Below are 16,611 nucleotides of genomic sequence, written 5' to 3' on the forward strand. Positions count from 1 at the left end.
GTTTTCCCCAGTGTGGCGGCGCCAGGATTCGAACCTGGGAAGGCTGAGCCGGCAGATTTACAGTCTGCTCCCTTTGGCCGCTCGGGCACACCGCCGGGGTTTTGCCGCCAGACCGAACCGCCTTTCGGCGGTGCTCCCTGGCAACGACGTAAACAATACCCGATCCGCAGGGGTGCTCCGCCACCCGATTGATCGCCGCCCACGGGACGCGGGGTGGCTAGGCTGGTGCGGATGCGGCCCGGTCCCCACCCCGGGCTCGGCGGCTGCCGTTGCGCGCCGCGACGCATCCCGTCACACCCCCGATACAAGGAGCCACAGGACATGGCCGACTCCAGTTTCGACATCGTCTCGAAGGTCGAGCGGCAGGAGGTCGACAACGCCCTCAACCAGGCCGCCAAGGAGGTCTCGCAGCGTTACGACTTCAAGGGCGTGGACGCCTCGATCGCCTGGTCCGGCGAGAAGATCCTGATGCAGGCGAACTCCGAGGAACGGGTCAAGGCGATCCTCGACGTCTTCCAGTCGAAGCTGATCAAGCGTGGCATCTCGCTCAAGGCGCTGGACGCGGGTGAGCCGCAGCTCTCCGGCAAGGAGTACAAGATCTTCGCGTCGATCGAGGAGGGCATCTCCCAGGAGAACGCGAAGAAGGTCGCGAAGATCATCCGCGACGAGGGGCCCAAGGGCGTGAAGGCCCAGGTGCAGGGCGACGAACTGCGGGTCAGCTCCAAGAGCCGCGACGACCTCCAGGCCGTGATCGCGCTCCTGAAGGGCCAGGACTTCGACTTCGCGCTCCAGTTCGTGAACTACCGGTAGGCGGCGCCTTCGAAGTACGAGGAGGGCGGGCACCACGTGGTGCCCGCCCTCCTCGTACTTGCTCGCTCACTAGTGCGACGGGACCGGCCGGGGATGGTCAGTCACGCGAGTTGCCGAACAGGATGCGGTAGGCGATCAGCAGGACCAGGGAGCCGCCGATCGCCGCCACCCAGGTCGCGCCGTCGTAGAAGTTCTTGGTGACCGGGTGGTCCAGCCAGCGGGCCGATATCCAGCCGCCGAGGAACGCACCCACGATGCCGATGAGGGTCGTACCGATGAAGCCGCCCGGGTCGCGTCCGGGCAGCAGGATTTTGGCGATGGCGCCGGCCAACAGTCCCAGGATGATCCAGCTGATGATGCCCATGACCTGAACCTGCCCTTCCGCGCTGTGTTCGCACTGTTCCGGCCCTGTGATTTCGGTCCGGGCCGGCTGTGCCGGACCGGTGGTGCCGGACAGGCCGTCCGGCACGTCCGTGTGTGTCCGTCGCGCGTGTGTTCGTGCCTTGTCGATGACGAGGACGCCTGGGCGATACCGCACGGTTGCATTGATCAGTAGGGTGCGCCGGGTGGTCCCTCCTCCTTCCTCCGGTCTGCGGCGCACGCTGGGCGTGCGCGACGCGGTGATCGTCGGTCTCGGCTCGATGGTCGGGGCCGGCGTGTTCTCCGCGCTCGGCCCCGCCGCCCGCGCCGCAGGGTCGGGGCTGCTGCCGGCTCTCGCCGTCGCCGCCCTGGTCGCCTACTGCAACGCCATGTCCTCGGCACGCCTGGCCGCCCGGTACCCGCAGTCGGGCGGTACCTACGTGTACGGGCGGGAGCGGCTCGGCGCCTTCTGGGGATACCTCGCGGGCTGGGCGTTCGTCGTCGGCAAGACGGCGTCCTGCGCCGCGATGGCGCTCACCGTGGGCGCGTACGTCTGGCCGGGGCAGGCGCACGCGGTGGCGGTGGCCGCCGTGGTGGCCCTGACCGCCGTGAACTACGGCGGCATCCAGAAGTCTGCCTGGCTGACGCGGGTGATCGTGGCCGTGGTGCTGGCGGTCCTCGCGACCGTGGTGGTGGTGTGCCTGACGTCCGGGGCGGCGGACGCGGGGCGGCTGGACGTCGGACTGCCGACGGGCGTGGGCGGGGTGCTTGAGGCGGCTGGTCTGCTGTTCTTCGCGTTCGCCGGGTACGCGCGGATCGCGACCCTCGGCGAGGAGGTCCGGGACCCTGTGCGCACCATTCCGCGTGCGATCCCGCTGGCTCTGGGGATCACGCTGGTGGTGTACGCGTGCGTGGCGGTGGCCGCGGTCTCGGTGCTGGGCGCGGACGGGCTCGGGCGGGCGGCCGCGCCGCTGGCCGACGCGGTGCGGGCGGCCGGGGTACCGGGGCTGGTGCCCGTGGTGCGGGTGGGGGCCGCGGTGGCCGCGCTCGGCTCGCTGCTGGCCCTGATCCTGGGGGTGTCGCGGACGACGCTGGCCATGGCCCGCGACGGTCATCTGCCGCCGGCGCTGGCTGCCGTGCACCCCCGTTTCCAGGTCCCGCACCGCGCGGAGCTGGCCGTCGGCGCGGTGGTCGCCGTGGTGGCGGCGACCACGGACGTACGGGGTGCCATCGGTTTCTCCTCCTTCGGGGTGCTGGCGTACTACGCCGTGGCCAACGCCTCGGCGTGGACGCTGGATCCGGCGCTGCGCGCTCGGACGGTACCGGCGGTGGGACTGCTGGGGTGTGTGGTCCTCGCTTTCGCGCTGCCGGTGATCTCGGTGGTCGTGGGGGCGGCCGTACTGGCGGTGGGTGCGGCGGCGTACGCCGTACGGCGGTGGGTGGTGGCCCGGTAGCAACGGTGGCCGCCACGATGGCAGCCACCGCGACCGCGGGCTGCGGCGTGCGACCGCGACGGTCGCGCTCGGCAGGCGCCGTCCTTCAAAGGGCCCGCTCCGGGGCCGTGCGGGTCCGGAAACCGGCCCAGAGCGCCAGATCAGTGCCCTCGTCGGTCTCCTCGTACCAGCCCGTGCCCTCCAGCCAGACGCGCAGCCAGTCGGTGAGGCTGGGCGCGTCCACGAACCAGGCGCCGTCGGCGCCGTCGGCGTTGGGATCGTAGAGCAGGACCGCGGCCTGCGGGTCCCTGCAGTCCACGCACGCGTACATGCCGCAGCCCCAGTGGGATATCGGCAGGACGCCCTCGGGCCAGGGCCGGTCCGGGTTCTTGCGGCCGTACTCGCGGTTGGTGAGGTACTGGGTGACGGCGGCCGGTTCCCCCGAGGGCGCGGAGTCGAGCAGGGGCAGCAGGCCGTACGACGGACCGAAACCGCCGTCGCCCACTCGCTCGTAGAGCGCCGCGAGGAGAGGTGGCAGCGGGAAGCCGAGGGTCTGCCCGGCGCGGTCGAGCGTGGTGGCGTCGACGGGCGCGGGAAGTGAAGGCCAGCCCCACGGACGGGAGTTGCAGGCCTGTGCGGTCACCCGTGTCAGCAACTGCTCGATCTCGGTCATGGCTTCATGATGCAGGCCGCCACTGACATCCGCGCCGGCCTGTGGACAACCTGCGGCCGAACGCTCCGGCCCCGCCCCCGCCTGTGGACAACTCGTGGCCGGAGACGCCGGGTCGGGTCGGGCGAAGTGCGGTCAGCGGGTCGCGAACGGCTGGTCCGTGGGGACGATCTCGCGTCCGAGCGGAAGCAGGGAGACCGGGATCAGCTTGAAGTTGGCGATGCCGAACGGGATGCCGATGATCGTCAGGCACATCGCGATGCCGGTGACGATGTGGGCGAGGGCCAGCCACCAGCCCGCGAGGACCAGCCACAGCACGTTGCCGACACAGGAAGGGGCACCCGCGTCGCGGCGCTCCACGGTCGTGTATCCGAAGGGCCACAGGGCGTACACGCCGATACGGAAAGCGGCCAGGCCGAAGGGAATGCCGATGATCGTGACGCACAGGATCACGCCGGCGAGCAGATAGCCGAGGAACAGCCAGAAGCCGCTCAGGACGAGCCAAACGATGTTCAGGATGGTCTTCACCGAGGGCGACCTGCCATCTTCTCTAGCCGGGCGATCCGTTCCGCCATGGGCGGGTGCGTCGAGAACATCTTGGACAGTCCCTGGCCCGGGCGGAAGGGGTTCGCGATCATCATGTGGCTCGCGGTCTCGATCCTGGGCTCGGGAGGCAGCGGGAGCTGTTTGGTGCCGGCGTCCAGCTTGCGCAGGGCGCCGGCGAGGGCGAGCGGGTCGCCGGTGAGCTGGGCGCCGGAGGCGTCCGCCTCGTACTCCCGGGAGCGGCTGATGGCGAGCTGGATGAGGCTGGCGGCGAGCGGGCCCAGGATCATGATCAGCAGCAGGCCGAGGAAGCCGGGGCCGTCGTCGTCGTCCGAACGGCCGACCGGGATCAGCCAGGCGAAGTTGACCAGGAACATGATCACCGAGGCGAGGGCGCCGGCGACCGACGAGATGAGGATGTCGCGGTTGTAGACGTGGCTGAGTTCGTGGCCGATGACGCCGCGCAGTTCCCGCTCGTCCAGGAGGCGCAGGATGCCCTCCGTGCAGCACACGGCGGCGTTGCGGGGATTGCGGCCCGTGGCGAAGGCGTTCGGTGCCTCGGTCGGGGAGATGTACAGGCGGGGCATGGGCTGGCGGGCCTGGGTGGAGAGCTCGCGGACCATCCGGTACAGGGCCGGTGCCTCGAACTCGCTCACCGGGCGGGCGCGCATCGCGCGTAGCGCCAGTTTGTCGCTGTTCCAGTACGCGTACGCGTTCGTGCCGAGGGCGACGAGGACCGCGACGATCAGACCCGTCCGGCCGAAGAAGCTGCCGATGACGATGATGAGTGCCGACAGTCCCCCGAGGAGAACTGCGGTCCTGAGCCCGTTGTGCCGGCGGTGCACGGTACGCCCTCCAAGTCGTGCGGCAGGGGAACCCTTTGCCTGCGGTGCTGCCTTCCGATCTGCGATGCCACCGGTGTCGTGGTGTCACGTCCAGTGGACCCTCCCGCACTGGTCAACGCCAGGCGACGGCCACTAGTTCCCTTGTGCCCGCTGTGCGCGGGGTGAGCCGTCCGGGTGAGGGGCCTTGCCCTGCGGGCGGGCGGACGGCCTGCACGCGCGCGTGCAGGCGCGCGACGGCGTCAGAACAGGCCGGAGGTGGCGAAGCGGAGTACCAGCTGGGGAGCGCCGGAGAGGACGACGCCGAGGGTGCCGGTGAGGGCGAGCGCGGCCGTGAGAGGGGCGGGGAGGCGGTGCCTGGCGGGCTCGCCCTCGGGCGTTCGGAACAGGAGGGCCGCCCACTGGAGGTAGTAGTAGAGGGCGATCACCACGTTGACGGCCATGACGACGGCGAGCCAGCCGAGGCCGGCGTCGACGGCGGCAGAGAAGACGGTGACCTTCGCGAACAGGCCGATGACGCCGGGCGGGAGTCCGGCGAGGCAGAGCAGGAAGAACGCGAGGAGCAGGGCGGTGAGCGGGTTCCTGGCGTACAGGCCGCGGTAGTCGGAGATCCGGTTGAGCCGCTCGGTTCGGGCGACTGCCGCGGCCACGGCGAAGGCGCCGAGGTTCACCGCGGCGTACATGAGGGCGTAGGCGACGGTGGACCCGACGGCCTTCCGGGCGTCCGCGCTGTATCCGGCGGCTGCGATCGGCACCAGCAGATAGCCGGCCTGTCCCACCGACGACCAGGCCAGCAGCCGTACCGCGCTGTACGCGCGCGTGGCCCGCTGGCGCAGGGCGGCCGCGTTGCCGACGGTCATGGTGAGTGCGGCGAGGGCGGCGAGCGCGGGGCCCCAGACGTCGGCGTACGACGGGAAGGCGACGACGGTGACCAGGATCAGTCCGGAGAACCCGACGGCTTTGCCGACGACGGACAGGTAGGCGGCGATCGGGAGCGGCGCGCCGACGTAGGTGTCGGGCACCCAGAAGTGGAAGGGAACGGCGGCCGTCTTGAACGCGAAACCCACGAGGGTGAGCACGACGCCCGTCTGGGCGAGCGTGTGCAGTTGTCCGTCGACGTGCTGGATCCGGTCCGCGACCTGGGTGAGGTAGAGGCTGCCCGTGGTGGCGTACACGAAGCTGATGCCCATGAGGCTGACGGCGGTCGCGGTCACCGAGGACAGGAAGAACTTCAGGGCCGCTTCGGAGGATTTCTTGTCGCCGTGCCGGATGCCGACGAGGGCGAAGGCGGGCAGGGAGGCCACCTCCAGGGCGACGACCAGCGTGGCGAGGTCCCGGGAGGCGGGCAGGAGGGCGGCACCGGCGGCCGAGGAGAGCAGCAGGAACCAGAACTCGCCCTGGGGGTAGCGGCGGTCGCCGTCCTTCAGGGTCGTGACGGACAGCAGAGCGGTGAGCAGGGCGCCGCCGAGGACGAGGAACTGTACGACCAGGGTGAACCGGTCGGCTGTGTAGCTGCACGCGCGCGTGGCACCGGCGAGGCAGAAGGTGCTGCGGTCGTGGCCGAGGAGCGGGAGCAGCAGGAGGGCGGCCGCGGCGAGTCCGGCGACCGAGATCCAGCCGAGGAGCGGCTTCCTCGCCTCGGGTACGAACAGGTCGGCGACCAGGACGGCCAGGCCGACAGCCGCGGTGAGGGTGGGCGGAGCGATGGCGAGCCAGTCGACGGACTGGACGAGGTCAGCGGCCAGTGGCTGGGCCAGGGCGCTCATCGGGTGCCTCCTGCGAGGAGCTGCTGCACGGCCGGGTCGGTCAGACCGAGCAGGGCCTTCGGCCACAGTCCGGCGACGACGGTGAGGACGACGAGCGGGGTCCAGGCCGCGAACTCGTAGTTGCGGACGTCGGCGAGCTCGGGCACTTCCTGTGATGCGGCGCCCATGCAGACGCGGCGGACCACGGCCAGCATGTACGCGGCCGTCAGCAGGGTGCCGAAGGCGGCGATCGCCATGAAGGTCAGGAAGGCCGGGCGGCTGAGGCCGGCGGCGGGCTTGAACGCGCCGAACAGGGCCAGCATCTCGCCCCAGAACCCGGCGAGCCCGGGCAACCCCAGCGAGGCGACGGCGGCGAACGCGAGCAGGCCGCCGAGGCGCGGTGCCTTGCCGTACAGCGCGGCCCCCGTCTCCTCGGCGAGGGTGTCCAGGTCGGTCGTGCCGGTGCGGTCCTTGAGGCCGCCGACCAGGAAGAAGAGCAGACCGGTGATGAGACCGTGGGCGATGTTGGCGAACAGGGCGCCGTTGACGCCGGTCGGCGTCATGGTGGCGATGCCGAGCAGGACGAAGCCCATGTGGCCGACGGAGGAGTAGGCGATCAGACGCTTGAGATCGCCCCGCGCGCCTCGCTTGGCGAGGTTCAGGCAGGCCAGGGACCCGTAGATGATCCCGACAACCGCGAAGGCTGCGAGGTACGGCGCGAAGGTACGGAACCCGTCCGGCGCGACCGGCAGCAGGATCCGGACGAACCCGTACGTGCCCATCTTCAGCAGGACACCGGCCAGCAGTACCGAGCCGACGGTCGGCGCGGCGGTGTGGGCGTCCGGCAGCCAGCTGTGCAGCGGCCACATCGGGGTCTTGACCGCGAGCCCGATCCCGATCGCCAGAACGGCGATGACCTGCACGGATGTGGTCAGCGACCGGCCGTTGTCAGTGGCGAGTGCCACCATGTCGAACGTGCCCGCCTTGATTCCGATCAAGAGCAGGCCGAGCAGCATGACGACGGATCCGAGCAGCGTGAAGAGGATGAACTTCCAGGCGGCCCGGGTCCGTCCCGCACCGCCCCAGCGGGCGATGAGGAAGTACATCGGGACGAGCACCGTCTCGAAGGCGAGGAAGAACAGCAGCAGGTCGAGGACGGCGAAGCTCGCGAGGACGCCGCACTCCAGGACGAGCAGCAGGGCGACGAAGGCCTTCGGGGACGGTCCCGCGGGCGGGTTGAAGTACGAGTAGAGCGCGCAGAGGAAGGTCAGCAGCGCGGTCAGGACCACGAGGGGGAGGGAGATGCCGTCGATGCCGAGGTGGATGCGCACGTCGAGTGCGGGGATCCAGCTGATGTCGGTCGTGGCCTGCATCCTGGACGGATGGTCGTGGTCGAAGCCGAGCGCGAGGACGATCGCGGCGGCGAGGATCGCGCCGGTCACGGTCACGCCGTGCCGGAGTACGGCCTGCTCGGGCGACTTCCCCTTCAGCCCGGGCGGGGCGGGCAGCAGGGCGGCGACGGCGCCGAGCAGCGGGCCTACGACGATCAGTGCCAGAAGAACTTGCATCACGGACTCGCTGATATCGATCACGCCTGCTCACGCTCCCGTGGCGACGAGGAGGACGGCGACCGCCAGGACGACGGTGCCGGCGAGCAGCGCGCTCACATAGGTCTGGACGTTGCCGGTCTGGGCGCGCCGTACGGCGGCGCCGAGCAGGCGGGGCAGTGCGCCTGCCCCACGGACGTAGGTGTCGACGACCTCGCGGTCGAGGAACTGGACGAGGCTCGCCGCGGCCAGGACCGGGCGGACGAACAGCGCGTCGTAGACGGCGTCCAGGTGGAAGCCCTCGGCCGCGTGCCGGTGCAGCGGGCCGAGCAGCAGCCTGCCGGGGTCCGCCGGGTCGGGCGCGTAGGCCACGTCGCCGAACGCGGGCTCGTGCGTGGCGATGGCCTCGGCCTCGACCAGTCCGGCGTCGCCCTCCGGGTGGGCGGCGACGGCGCCCAGCGGGGTGCGGGCGGCCCGTGTTCTGGTGCGCTGCCAGGCGCCGTAGGTGACGAGTCCGCCGACGAGCGCGACGCCGGTGCCGAGGACCGAGGTGGTCAGGGTCGGGGTGAGGGCGCGGCCGTCGAACCAGCCGGGCAGCGACCGGTAGGCGAACCCGCCGAAAGCGAGGGACGGCACGGCCAGGACCCACAGCACCACGGTCATGGGCAGCGGCTGCCTGCCGTGGTCCGGTGCCTCGGCCCCCCGGCCCCGGAAGGTGAGCAGCCACAACCGGGTCGCGTAGGCGGCGGTGAGCAAGGCGGTCACCAGGCCCGCGACCAGGACGATCCAGCCGGCGCTGCCGGGGGCGTGCTCGGTGTGGCCGGTGGCGGCGTGCTCGGCGGCGCCGAGGACGGACTCCTTCGAGAAGAACCCGCTGAACGGCGGGATCGCGGCGAGCGCGAGCAGCGCAACGGTCATCGTCCAGTAGGCGTCCGGGACACGGTCGCGCAGGCCGGAGGTGCGGGACATGACGGCCAGCGAGTTGGTGCCGGAGGCGTGGATGATCACGCCTGCCGCGAGGAACAGCAGCGCCTTGAAGGCGCCGTGGGACAGGAGGTGGAAGACGGCGGCACCCCGGTCGCCGACGGCGAGGGCGCCCGTCATGTATCCGAGCTGGCCGATCGTCGAGTAGGCGAGGACGCGCTTGATGTCGTCCTGGGCGAGCGCGGCGAGGGCAGAACCGACCATCGTGACGGCGCCCATGACGGCGAGCACGACCATCACGGCCGCGCTGGCCTCGAAGACCGGAAGGAGACGGGCGACGAAGTAGACACCGGCGGCGACCATCGTCGCGGCATGGATCAGCGCGGAGACGGGAGTGGGACCGGCCATCGCGTCGGGGAGCCAGGTGTGCAGGGGGAACTGCGCGGACTTGCCGGCCACTCCGCACAGGAGCAGCAGCCCGACCAGGGTGGGGTGGTGCAGCCCGCCGTTCGCGACGGCGCCGAGGACCGTCGTGATGCGGAACGACCCGGCGTCGGTGGCCAGCGCGAACAGGCCGATCAGGAACGGCACGTCGCCGAGCTTGGTGACCAGGAAGGCCTTGATGGAGGCGGCACGCGCCTCGGGGGTCTCCCAGTAGTGGCCGACCAGGAAGTAGGAGCAGATGCCCATGACTTCCCAGCCGACCAGCAGCACGATCAGGTCGCCGGAGTAGACGACCAACAGCATCGCGGAGGTGAACAGGGAGACGAGGGCGGCGTACGAGGGGTAGCGCGGGTCGTCCCGGAGGTAGCCGGTCGAGTAGATCTGCACGCAGGCCGCTACGAAGGCGACCAGGACGGCGACGAGGGCGGCGAAGCCGTCGATGTGCAGGGCGAGTTCGATTGGGACCGAACCGGTCGGAGTGAGCTCGGTGTGGGCGTCGACGGACCGGCCGCCCCCCTGGTCGGCGGCGACCGTGCAGGCGAGGGCCAGCGCGGCGAGCGTCGGCAGGACCGCCAGCGGGCGGACGAAACCGGGAGCGGTGCGCCCCAGAAGAAGACCGGCGGCGGCACCGAGGAACGGCAGGAGCGGGACGAGAACGCCGAGGGTGGTCGTGGTCACGCGGTGGCCTCAGCCTTCTCGTCGGCCGCCCCGTCCGTGGGCGTGCCGTCCTCATGGCCCTCGGCGGTGTCGCGGAGCCGGTCGATGTCGGAGGTGCCGCGGTTGCGGTAGACGGCGAGGACGATCGCCAGGCCGATGCCGATCTCGGCCGCTGCGATGGTGATGGTGAACAGGGTCAGGGCCTGACCGGAGTGCAGGGTGTCCCGGGCGGCCTTGCTCAGCCAGACGTCGAAGGCGACGAGGTTCAGGTTGACGGCGTTGAGCATCAGCTCGACCGACATCAGGACCAGGATCGCGTTGCGGCGGGCGAGGACGCCGTACAGGCCGGTGCAGAAGAGAAGAACGGAGAGAACGGCGGGATAGGCGAGGTGCATCAGCGGGCGCCTTCCTGCTCGGAGGTCTGCTCGTTCTCCTGATCGCCTTCCTGATCGCTTTCCTTCTCGATCGGGTGAATCCCGGAATCCGCGACCGAAGGGGAACTCTGCGTGACGGCCCGGCCGTTCACAGGGGGCGGGGCCTGATCCGCCTTCGCCTTCCGGGACAGGACGATCGCCCCGACCAGGGCCGCCAGGAGGAGGACGGAGAGGGCCTCGAAGGGCAGCACCCAGTTCTGGAAGAGACTCGCCCCGGTGACCTTCGTCGAGCCGGCGGCGGCGCCGTCCAGGTCGATCCAGGTGGTGCGGAAGGCGTCCACGACCACCCAGACCAGAGCGGCCGCGGCGGCCACGGCGACGGCCACCGCGACCCAGCGGTTTCCGGAGTCGGCATCCGGGGAGCGGCCGATCGGTGCCCTGGTGAGCATCAGACCGAACAGAAGGAGGACGACGACGGAACCCACATAGATGAGGACCTGTACCCAGGCGATGAACTCGGCGGTGAGCAGGAGGTATTCGACCGCGAGCCCGCCGAGGGCGACCACCAGCCACAGGGCGGCGTGCACCAGCTGGCGGGTGGTGACCGTGACGAGGGCGGCGCCGAAGGTGACCAGGCCGACGAGCACGAAGGCGATCTCCACGCCGGTCGGGGACAGGAAGCCGTGCGGCGCCTGGGCGAGCGGGCTCACGCCTCCCCCTCCCCCGGCTCGAACCGGTCGGTGGTCTGCTCGGCCTCGGCGGCCTCGGCGGCCCGGGCCGCAGCGAGTTTCTCGGCGGACTTGCGGGCGGCGGCGAGTTCCTTCGGTTCCTCCGCGCCGGGGTCGAGGGCGGGCGGGGCCGGGACCGTCCACATCCACTCGCGGAGCTTGTCGCGCTCGTGGGTGAGCTCGCGGATGTCGGTCTCGGCGTACTCGAACTCCGGGGACCAGAACAGGGCGTCGAAAGGACAGACCTCGATGCAGATACCGCAGTACATGCACAGGGAGAAGTCGATGGCGAAGCGGTCCAGGACGTTGCGACTGCGTTCACGGCCGCCCGGGGCCGCCGCCGGGACGGTCTCCTTGTGGGAGTCGATGTAGATGCACCAGTCGGGGCACTCACGGGCGCAGAGCATGCAGACCGTGCAGTTCTCCTCGAACAGCCCGATCACACCCCGGGTGCGGGGCGGAAGGTCGGGAAGGGCGTCCGGGTACTGCTCGGTGACCGACTTCCGGGTCATCGTACGCAGGGTGACGGCCAGGCCCTTGGCCAGGCCCGAGCCGGGGATGGGGGCCATTAGGAGATCACCACCTTGACGATGCCGGTGAGGGCGATCTGGGCGAGAGAAAGGGGGACGAGCAAGGTCCAGGAGAACTTCTGCAACTGGTCCTCACGCAACCGGGGATAGGTCACGCGGAGCCAGATCACGACGAAGGCGAGGAGCGCCGTCTTCAGGAGGGTCCACAGCCAGCCGAGGCCGTCAGCACCCCACGGGCCGTGCCAGCCGCCCAGGAAGAGGACGGTGGTCAGGCCGCACAGGACGACGATCCCGGCGTACTCGGCGAGCAGGAACAGCGCGAAACGCAACCCGGTGTACTCGGTGTACGCGCCGAAGATGATCTCCGAGTCGGCGACGGGCATGTCGAACGGGGGCCGCTGGAGTTCCGCGAGGCCGGCGACGAAGAAGACGAGGCCGCCGGTGATCTGCCAGGGCAGCCACCACCAGTGGAAGGAGCCGACGATGCCCGGCAGGGAGACGGTACCGGCCGCCATCGCCACGGAGGCGGCGGCGAGCAGCATCGGGAGTTCGTAGGCGAGGAGTTGGGCGGCGGTACGCAGGCCGCCGAGGAGGGAGAACTTGTTGGCACTGGCCCAGCCGGCCATGAGCGAGCCGAGGACGCCGACGCCCATCACGGCCAGCACGAAGAACACACCCGCGTCCAGGGCCTGGCCGACCGCGCCCTCGCCGGGGCCGATCGGGATGGCGAGCAGCACGAGCAGATACGGGAGGAGGGCCACCGCGGGGGCCAGCTGGAAGACACGGCGGTCCGCGCCCGCCGGGACCACGTCCTCCTTCTGCGCGAACTTCACGCCGTCGGCGATCAGCTGGGCCCAGCCGTGGAACCCGCCGGCGTACATCGGGCCGAGGCGGCCCTGCATGTGGGCCATCACCTTGTGCTCGGTCTGACCGACGATCAGGGGGAAGGTGAGGAAGACGACGAACACGACGAGGAGTCGCAGGGCGACGTCCAGAGCGTCGTTCACTGCGGGCCTCCTGGGGGGTCGTCGGGGTGGGCGGAGTGTTCGGGGACGATGTCGTCGGGGGGCGGGGTTTCAAGGGTGTGCGCGGGGGTGGAGGCCTCTGCAGGGTTCGGCTCGGACTCCTCGGACTCCTCGGACTCCTCGGGCCCCTCGGGCTCGTCAGACGTGGCGGGGCTTGACTCGGCCGACCCCGGCTCCTCCCCCGACCTCGTCGGCTCGGGTCCGGTCGGCTCCGGTCCGGTCGGCTCCGGTGCCGTCGGCTCCGCGGCGGGCGCCGTGGATGCGTTCGGCTCCCCCGCGCCCGGCTCCCCCGCACCCGGCTCCTCGGCCTTGGTTCCGGCCGCGTCGGCTGCCTCCGGCGGGACGGCCGACGTGCCGGCAGCTGATCCCCCGTCCGCAGTTTCGTCGAAGGCGGGGCGGGCGTGGTGCCAGGGCGCGTCCGAGCTGCGGGGGGTTGCGGGGCGGCCCGGGGTGGCCGGTACCGCCGGTGTGCCCGTGTCCGTCTCCTGCGCACGCTGGGAAGCGGAGCCGCCCGAGGCGGTACGCGTCCGGCGAGGCCCCCGGGGAGCAGCCGACGGCCCCGTCGCCGCAGCGGTCTCTTCCGCAGCCGCTCCCTCCGTGCCGGTGCCGTCCGCAATGGCATTCTCGGTGGGCGCGCCCTGCGCACCGGAGTTCGCCCGTTGCGAAGCCGACCCTCCGGTCGCACTGCGTGCCCGGCGAGGAGTGGCCGCCGGCGCTGCCGCGCCCGGTGCCTCGGTCGCCTCGGTCGCCCTGGTGGCGCCGGTGGCGCCGGCAGCTTGGCTCGCCGAGCCCTCCGCGGCCGTGCGGGAGCGGCGCGCCGGGCGCTCGTCGGTTCCGCGGGCCGGGCGGGGCGGGCGGTCGCCGGCCGTGCGGCCTGCCGCGGTGCGGGCCGGGCGGGCGGGGGCGGCCGGGAGTTGGCCCTTGAGGGGGCCCCACTCGTTCGGGTCGGGGACGCCCGGGGGAAGCATCTGACGGCGCTTGGGGCCGCCGTGGTCGGACTCGCCCGGTTCCTTGGCGCCGGGCCAGGCCTTGGCGACGCGGGCGGCGAGCACGAAGTCCTTGCGGAGGGGGTGGCCTTCGAAGGTTTCCGGGAGGAGGAGGTGGTCCAGGCCGGGGTGGCCGGTGAAGAGGACGCCGAACATCTCGTGGGTCTCGCGTTCGTGCCAGCGGGCGCCCGCGTAGACGCCGACGGCGGACGGGAGTTCGGGGGCGGTGTGCGGGACGGTCGTGCGCAGGAGCAGGCGGCGGACCGGGGCGAGGGCGACGACGTGGGCCGAGACGCGGAAGCCGGTGCCGGGTTCGTCGACGGCGCTCAGCCAGTCGAAGTAGGTGCAGGTGAGAGTCGTACGGGCGATCTCCAGGGCGGCGAGCCAGGAGGAGGGAGGGACGTCGACCGTAAGGACATCGTAGGACTCGTCGGCCGTGGCGTCCGGGCCGAAGAGTTCCTCGACGGGGGCCGGGAGCCAGCCGGCCGGGGTCTTCATCGCGCGTCTCCTTCGCGCTCGGCCTCGATGCGGGCCGGGGGACGGACCAGGTCGCTCTGGAGGGCCGCGGCGGACGGGCGGGGGGTGCCGTAGCGCTCGCCCAGGGATTCCGTCGCGATCTTCTCCTGGAGTTTGAGGATGCCCTGGAGGAGCGCCTCGGGGCGCGGCGGGCAGCCGGGGACGTAGACGTCGACGGGGATGATCTGGTCGACGCCCTTGGTGACGGAGTAGGAGTCCCAGTAGGGACCGCCGCAGTTCGAGCAGGCGCCGAAGGAGATGACGTACTTCGGTTCGGGCATCTGCTCGTACAGGCGCTTGACCGCCGGGGCCATCTTGTCCGTGACCGTGCCCGAGACCACCATCAGGTCGGCCTGGCGGGGGCCCGGCGCGAAGGGGATCACGCCGAGGCGGATGAAGTCGTGGCGGGCCATCGACGCGGCGATGAACTCGATCGCACAGCAGGCGAGGCCGAAGTTGAAGACCCAGAGCGAGTAACGGCGGCCCCAGTTGAGGACGACCTTCATCGGTTCGGGGGCGAGGCGGGCGAGCGTGCCCAGCCTCTTCGGCTCCGGCAGCGGCACGGGCTCCGGCGTCGGCACGGGCTCCGGCGTCACGTCCATGTCAGGACGCCCTTCTTGTATGCGTACAGCAGGCCGACGGCGAGGAAGCCGAGGAAGACGAACATCTCCACGAGCGTGGTCGCGCCGTAGCCGGGGGCGGCGAAGACCGTCGCCCAGGGGAACAGGAAGATCGAGTCGACGGCGAAGATGACGTAGAGGAAGGCGTAGACGTAGTAGCGGACCTGGGTGTGGGCCCAGCCCTCGCCGACGGGATCGACACCGCACTCGTAGGTGAGGAGTTTCTCGGGCGTGGGGACCACCGGGCGCAGCAGCCGGCCGGCGCCGAAGGCGACGGCGACGAAGACCACGCCGACCAGCGTCAGCAGTCCCACGACCGAGTAGGACGCGAAGTAGTCCGCGGCGAGGACCGCGGTCGGTCCACCGCCCACCGTCTCCCGCATCGCCCGTCCCTCACTCCCTCGACAGACCACCGGCCCGACCCGGCCCGGTGCCGTGACCTCAGTCAACTCTTGATTCGACGATCTGTACGCACGGGAGTCTAGGCCCTGATAAAGACACGGTAAGCAGGCCGTCACACGGCGGGACAGGGTGGGAGACGGGACCGGGGCCGCTTGGTGGGGTTTTCCCCAGGGTGACCCGGGCGGGGAACTCCATGGCGTCGCGCCCCGGCACGCGGCACGCTGGCGCATATGACCGCACCAGCACCCCGATCCCCCGGCTACGCCGACGCCGGCGAGGACCGCGAGCGACTGCCGCCCGTGCGCTTCGCCTTCGAAAGCCACACCTGGAAGGAGATCGCACACCTCCTCCTGAATCTGCCGATGTCGTTGTTCGGCTTCGTCTACGTCGTCACGACGGTGTGGGTGAGCGGTGTGCTGACGCTGACGGTGATCGGCATCCCCCTGCTCGCCGCGACCCTGCTGGGCGCCCGCCAGCTGGGGAAGCTGGAGCGGGCACGGGCGCGTGCGCTGCTCGGGGTGCGGGTGGAGGAGCCGACCCCGTTGCCGTGGACCAGGCGCGGCGCGGGCTACGGGCGGTTGTGGATGACCTTGAAGGATCCGGTGGGCTGGCGGACGCTGCTGTACGACTTCATCCGGCTGCCGTGGGGCGTCCTCACCTTCTGCGTCACGCTGGTCTCGCTGTTCGTGCTGTGGCCGGTGCTGCCGTTCGTCGCGCGCGGGCTGTCGAACGTGGACCGGGCGATGGTGCGCGGCCTGTTGTCGCCCTCCGACGAGCTGGAGCGCCGTATCGCCGAACTGGAGTCGGACCGGGGGGTGGTCGTCGACACGGCCGCCGCCGACCTGCGGCGCATCGAGCGGGATCTGCACGACGGGGCGCAGGCGCGGCTCGTCAGCCTGGCGATGGGGCTCGGCCTGGCGAAGGAGAAGCTGCTGGAGGACCCCGACGCCGCCGCCGCGATGGTCGAGGAGGCGCACGGCGAGGTCAAACTGGCGCTGCAGGAGCTCAGGGACCTCGCCCGCGGCATCCATCCGGCGGTGCTGACCGACCGGGGGCTGGACGCGGCGCTGTCGTCGGTCGCCTCGCGCTGCACGGTGCCGGTCCAGGTGACCGCCGACCTGCCGTCCAGACCGGCGCCCGCGATCGAGGGCATCGCCTACTTCACCGTCTCCGAGCTGCTGCAGAACGTCAGCAAGCACAGCGGGGCGCGTACCGCCTCGGTGGACGTGTGGCGGGCCGACGACCGGCTGCTGATCCAGGTGCGGGACGACGGGCGCGGCGGGGCCAGCCTGGACGGCGGCTCCGGGATGCGCGGGCTCGCGGACCGGCTGGGCGCGGTCGACGGCCTGTTCGTCGTCGACTCACCGGCCGGCGGCCCCACGACGGTCACCGCCGAGCTGCCCTGGCGCGACCGGCCGTAGCGGCAGTGCCGGAGGGTGGGGAAAACCCCCCTTC

The 16,611-nt window shown here is 71.3% G+C and carries 17 protein-coding genes and 1 tRNA gene; 3 read left to right on the forward strand and 15 right to left on the reverse strand.

Features of this window, described 5'->3' with window-relative positions:
- Positions 1-13: 13 nt before the first annotated feature.
- Positions 14-95, reverse strand: a tRNA-Tyr gene (locus BLW82_RS17660).
- Between the two features lie 226 nt (positions 96-321).
- Between BLW82_RS17660 and BLW82_RS17665 the strand changes: the two genes are divergently transcribed.
- A complete protein-coding gene (locus tag BLW82_RS17665; RefSeq protein WP_093499708.1) occupies positions 322-810 on the forward strand; it encodes a YajQ family cyclic di-GMP-binding protein in 489 nt (162 codons plus the stop codon).
- Between the two features lie 97 nt (positions 811-907).
- Here BLW82_RS17665 and BLW82_RS17670 read toward each other — a convergent pair whose 3' ends face one another.
- Entirely contained in the window at positions 908-1,174 is a 267-nt protein-coding gene (locus BLW82_RS17670) for a GlsB/YeaQ/YmgE family stress response membrane protein (protein ID WP_093508100.1), read from the reverse strand.
- A 181-nt stretch (positions 1,175-1,355) separates the two neighbouring features.
- On the opposite strand from BLW82_RS17670, the gene BLW82_RS17675 reads away from it, so the two are divergent.
- Complete coding sequence (locus BLW82_RS17675) at positions 1,356-2,624, forward strand: APC family permease (protein WP_371131349.1); 1,269 nt, start codon at positions 1,356-1,358, stop codon at positions 2,622-2,624.
- Between the two features lie 85 nt (positions 2,625-2,709).
- Here BLW82_RS17675 and BLW82_RS17680 read toward each other — a convergent pair whose 3' ends face one another.
- From BLW82_RS17680 to BLW82_RS17740, 13 genes are all read right to left on the reverse strand, one after another.
- Positions 2,710-3,276: an SMI1/KNR4 family protein gene (locus tag BLW82_RS17680; protein ID WP_093499710.1), complete on the reverse strand. Its 567-nt coding sequence runs from the start codon at positions 3,274-3,276 to the stop codon at positions 2,710-2,712.
- Between the two features lie 132 nt (positions 3,277-3,408).
- Positions 3,409-3,801 carry a YccF domain-containing protein gene (locus BLW82_RS17685; RefSeq protein ID WP_093499711.1) on the reverse strand — a complete coding sequence of 131 codons (393 nt, stop codon included), beginning with the start codon at positions 3,799-3,801 and terminating at the stop codon, positions 3,409-3,411.
- On the reverse strand, positions 3,798-4,661 hold the full coding sequence (htpX, locus tag BLW82_RS17690) for a zinc metalloprotease HtpX (RefSeq protein WP_093499712.1): 864 nt from the start codon (positions 4,659-4,661) through the stop codon (positions 3,798-3,800). The genes BLW82_RS17685 and htpX overlap by 4 nt, the downstream gene beginning before the upstream one ends.
- 239 nt (positions 4,662-4,900) lie before the next feature.
- Positions 4,901-6,424, reverse strand: a complete 1,524-nt coding sequence (locus BLW82_RS17695; protein WP_093499713.1) for an NADH-quinone oxidoreductase subunit N — start codon at positions 6,422-6,424, stop codon at positions 4,901-4,903.
- Entirely contained in the window at positions 6,421-7,995 is a 1,575-nt protein-coding gene (locus tag BLW82_RS17700; protein WP_093499714.1) for an NADH-quinone oxidoreductase subunit M, read from the reverse strand. Before BLW82_RS17700 ends, BLW82_RS17695 begins: the two co-directional genes overlap by 4 nt.
- 6 nt (positions 7,996-8,001) lie before the next feature.
- A complete protein-coding gene (locus tag BLW82_RS17705; RefSeq protein ID WP_093499715.1) occupies positions 8,002-9,996 on the reverse strand; it encodes an NADH-quinone oxidoreductase subunit 5 family protein in 1,995 nt (664 codons plus the stop codon).
- Positions 9,993-10,370: an NADH-quinone oxidoreductase subunit NuoK gene (gene nuoK / locus BLW82_RS17710; RefSeq protein ID WP_093499716.1), complete on the reverse strand. Its 378-nt coding sequence runs from the start codon at positions 10,368-10,370 to the stop codon at positions 9,993-9,995. The genes BLW82_RS17705 and nuoK overlap by 4 nt, the downstream gene beginning before the upstream one ends.
- Positions 10,370-11,059: an NADH-quinone oxidoreductase subunit J family protein gene (locus BLW82_RS17715; RefSeq protein WP_093499717.1), complete on the reverse strand. Its 690-nt coding sequence runs from the start codon at positions 11,057-11,059 to the stop codon at positions 10,370-10,372. The genes nuoK and BLW82_RS17715 overlap by 1 nt, the downstream gene beginning before the upstream one ends.
- Positions 11,056-11,646 carry a NuoI/complex I 23 kDa subunit family protein gene (locus tag BLW82_RS17720; RefSeq protein ID WP_093499718.1) on the reverse strand — a complete coding sequence of 197 codons (591 nt, stop codon included), beginning with the start codon at positions 11,644-11,646 and terminating at the stop codon, positions 11,056-11,058. Before BLW82_RS17720 ends, BLW82_RS17715 begins: the two co-directional genes overlap by 4 nt.
- Positions 11,646-12,614 carry a complex I subunit 1/NuoH family protein gene (locus tag BLW82_RS17725; RefSeq protein ID WP_093499719.1) on the reverse strand — a complete coding sequence of 323 codons (969 nt, stop codon included), beginning with the start codon at positions 12,612-12,614 and terminating at the stop codon, positions 11,646-11,648. Before BLW82_RS17725 ends, BLW82_RS17720 begins: the two co-directional genes overlap by 1 nt.
- Positions 12,611-14,116 carry an NADH-quinone oxidoreductase subunit C gene (locus BLW82_RS17730; RefSeq protein WP_093499720.1) on the reverse strand — a complete coding sequence of 502 codons (1,506 nt, stop codon included), beginning with the start codon at positions 14,114-14,116 and terminating at the stop codon, positions 12,611-12,613. The genes BLW82_RS17725 and BLW82_RS17730 overlap by 4 nt, the downstream gene beginning before the upstream one ends.
- Positions 14,113-14,736, reverse strand: a complete 624-nt coding sequence (locus tag BLW82_RS17735; protein ID WP_093499721.1) for an NADH-quinone oxidoreductase subunit B — start codon at positions 14,734-14,736, stop codon at positions 14,113-14,115. Before BLW82_RS17735 ends, BLW82_RS17730 begins: the two co-directional genes overlap by 4 nt.
- A complete protein-coding gene (locus tag BLW82_RS17740) occupies positions 14,727-15,137 on the reverse strand; it encodes an NADH-quinone oxidoreductase subunit A (protein WP_093499722.1) in 411 nt (136 codons plus the stop codon). The genes BLW82_RS17735 and BLW82_RS17740 overlap by 10 nt, the downstream gene beginning before the upstream one ends.
- 249 nt (positions 15,138-15,386) lie before the next feature.
- Here BLW82_RS17740 and BLW82_RS17745 point away from each other — a divergent pair, with 249 nt between their 5' ends.
- On the forward strand, positions 15,387-16,577 hold the full coding sequence (locus BLW82_RS17745) for a sensor histidine kinase (RefSeq protein WP_093499723.1): 1,191 nt from the start codon (positions 15,387-15,389) through the stop codon (positions 16,575-16,577).
- The last annotated feature ends 34 nt before the right edge of the window (positions 16,578-16,611 follow it).

This window comes from Streptomyces sp. Ag109_O5-10 (assembly GCF_900105755.1).
GTDB lineage: Bacteria > Actinomycetota > Actinomycetes > Streptomycetales > Streptomycetaceae > Streptomyces.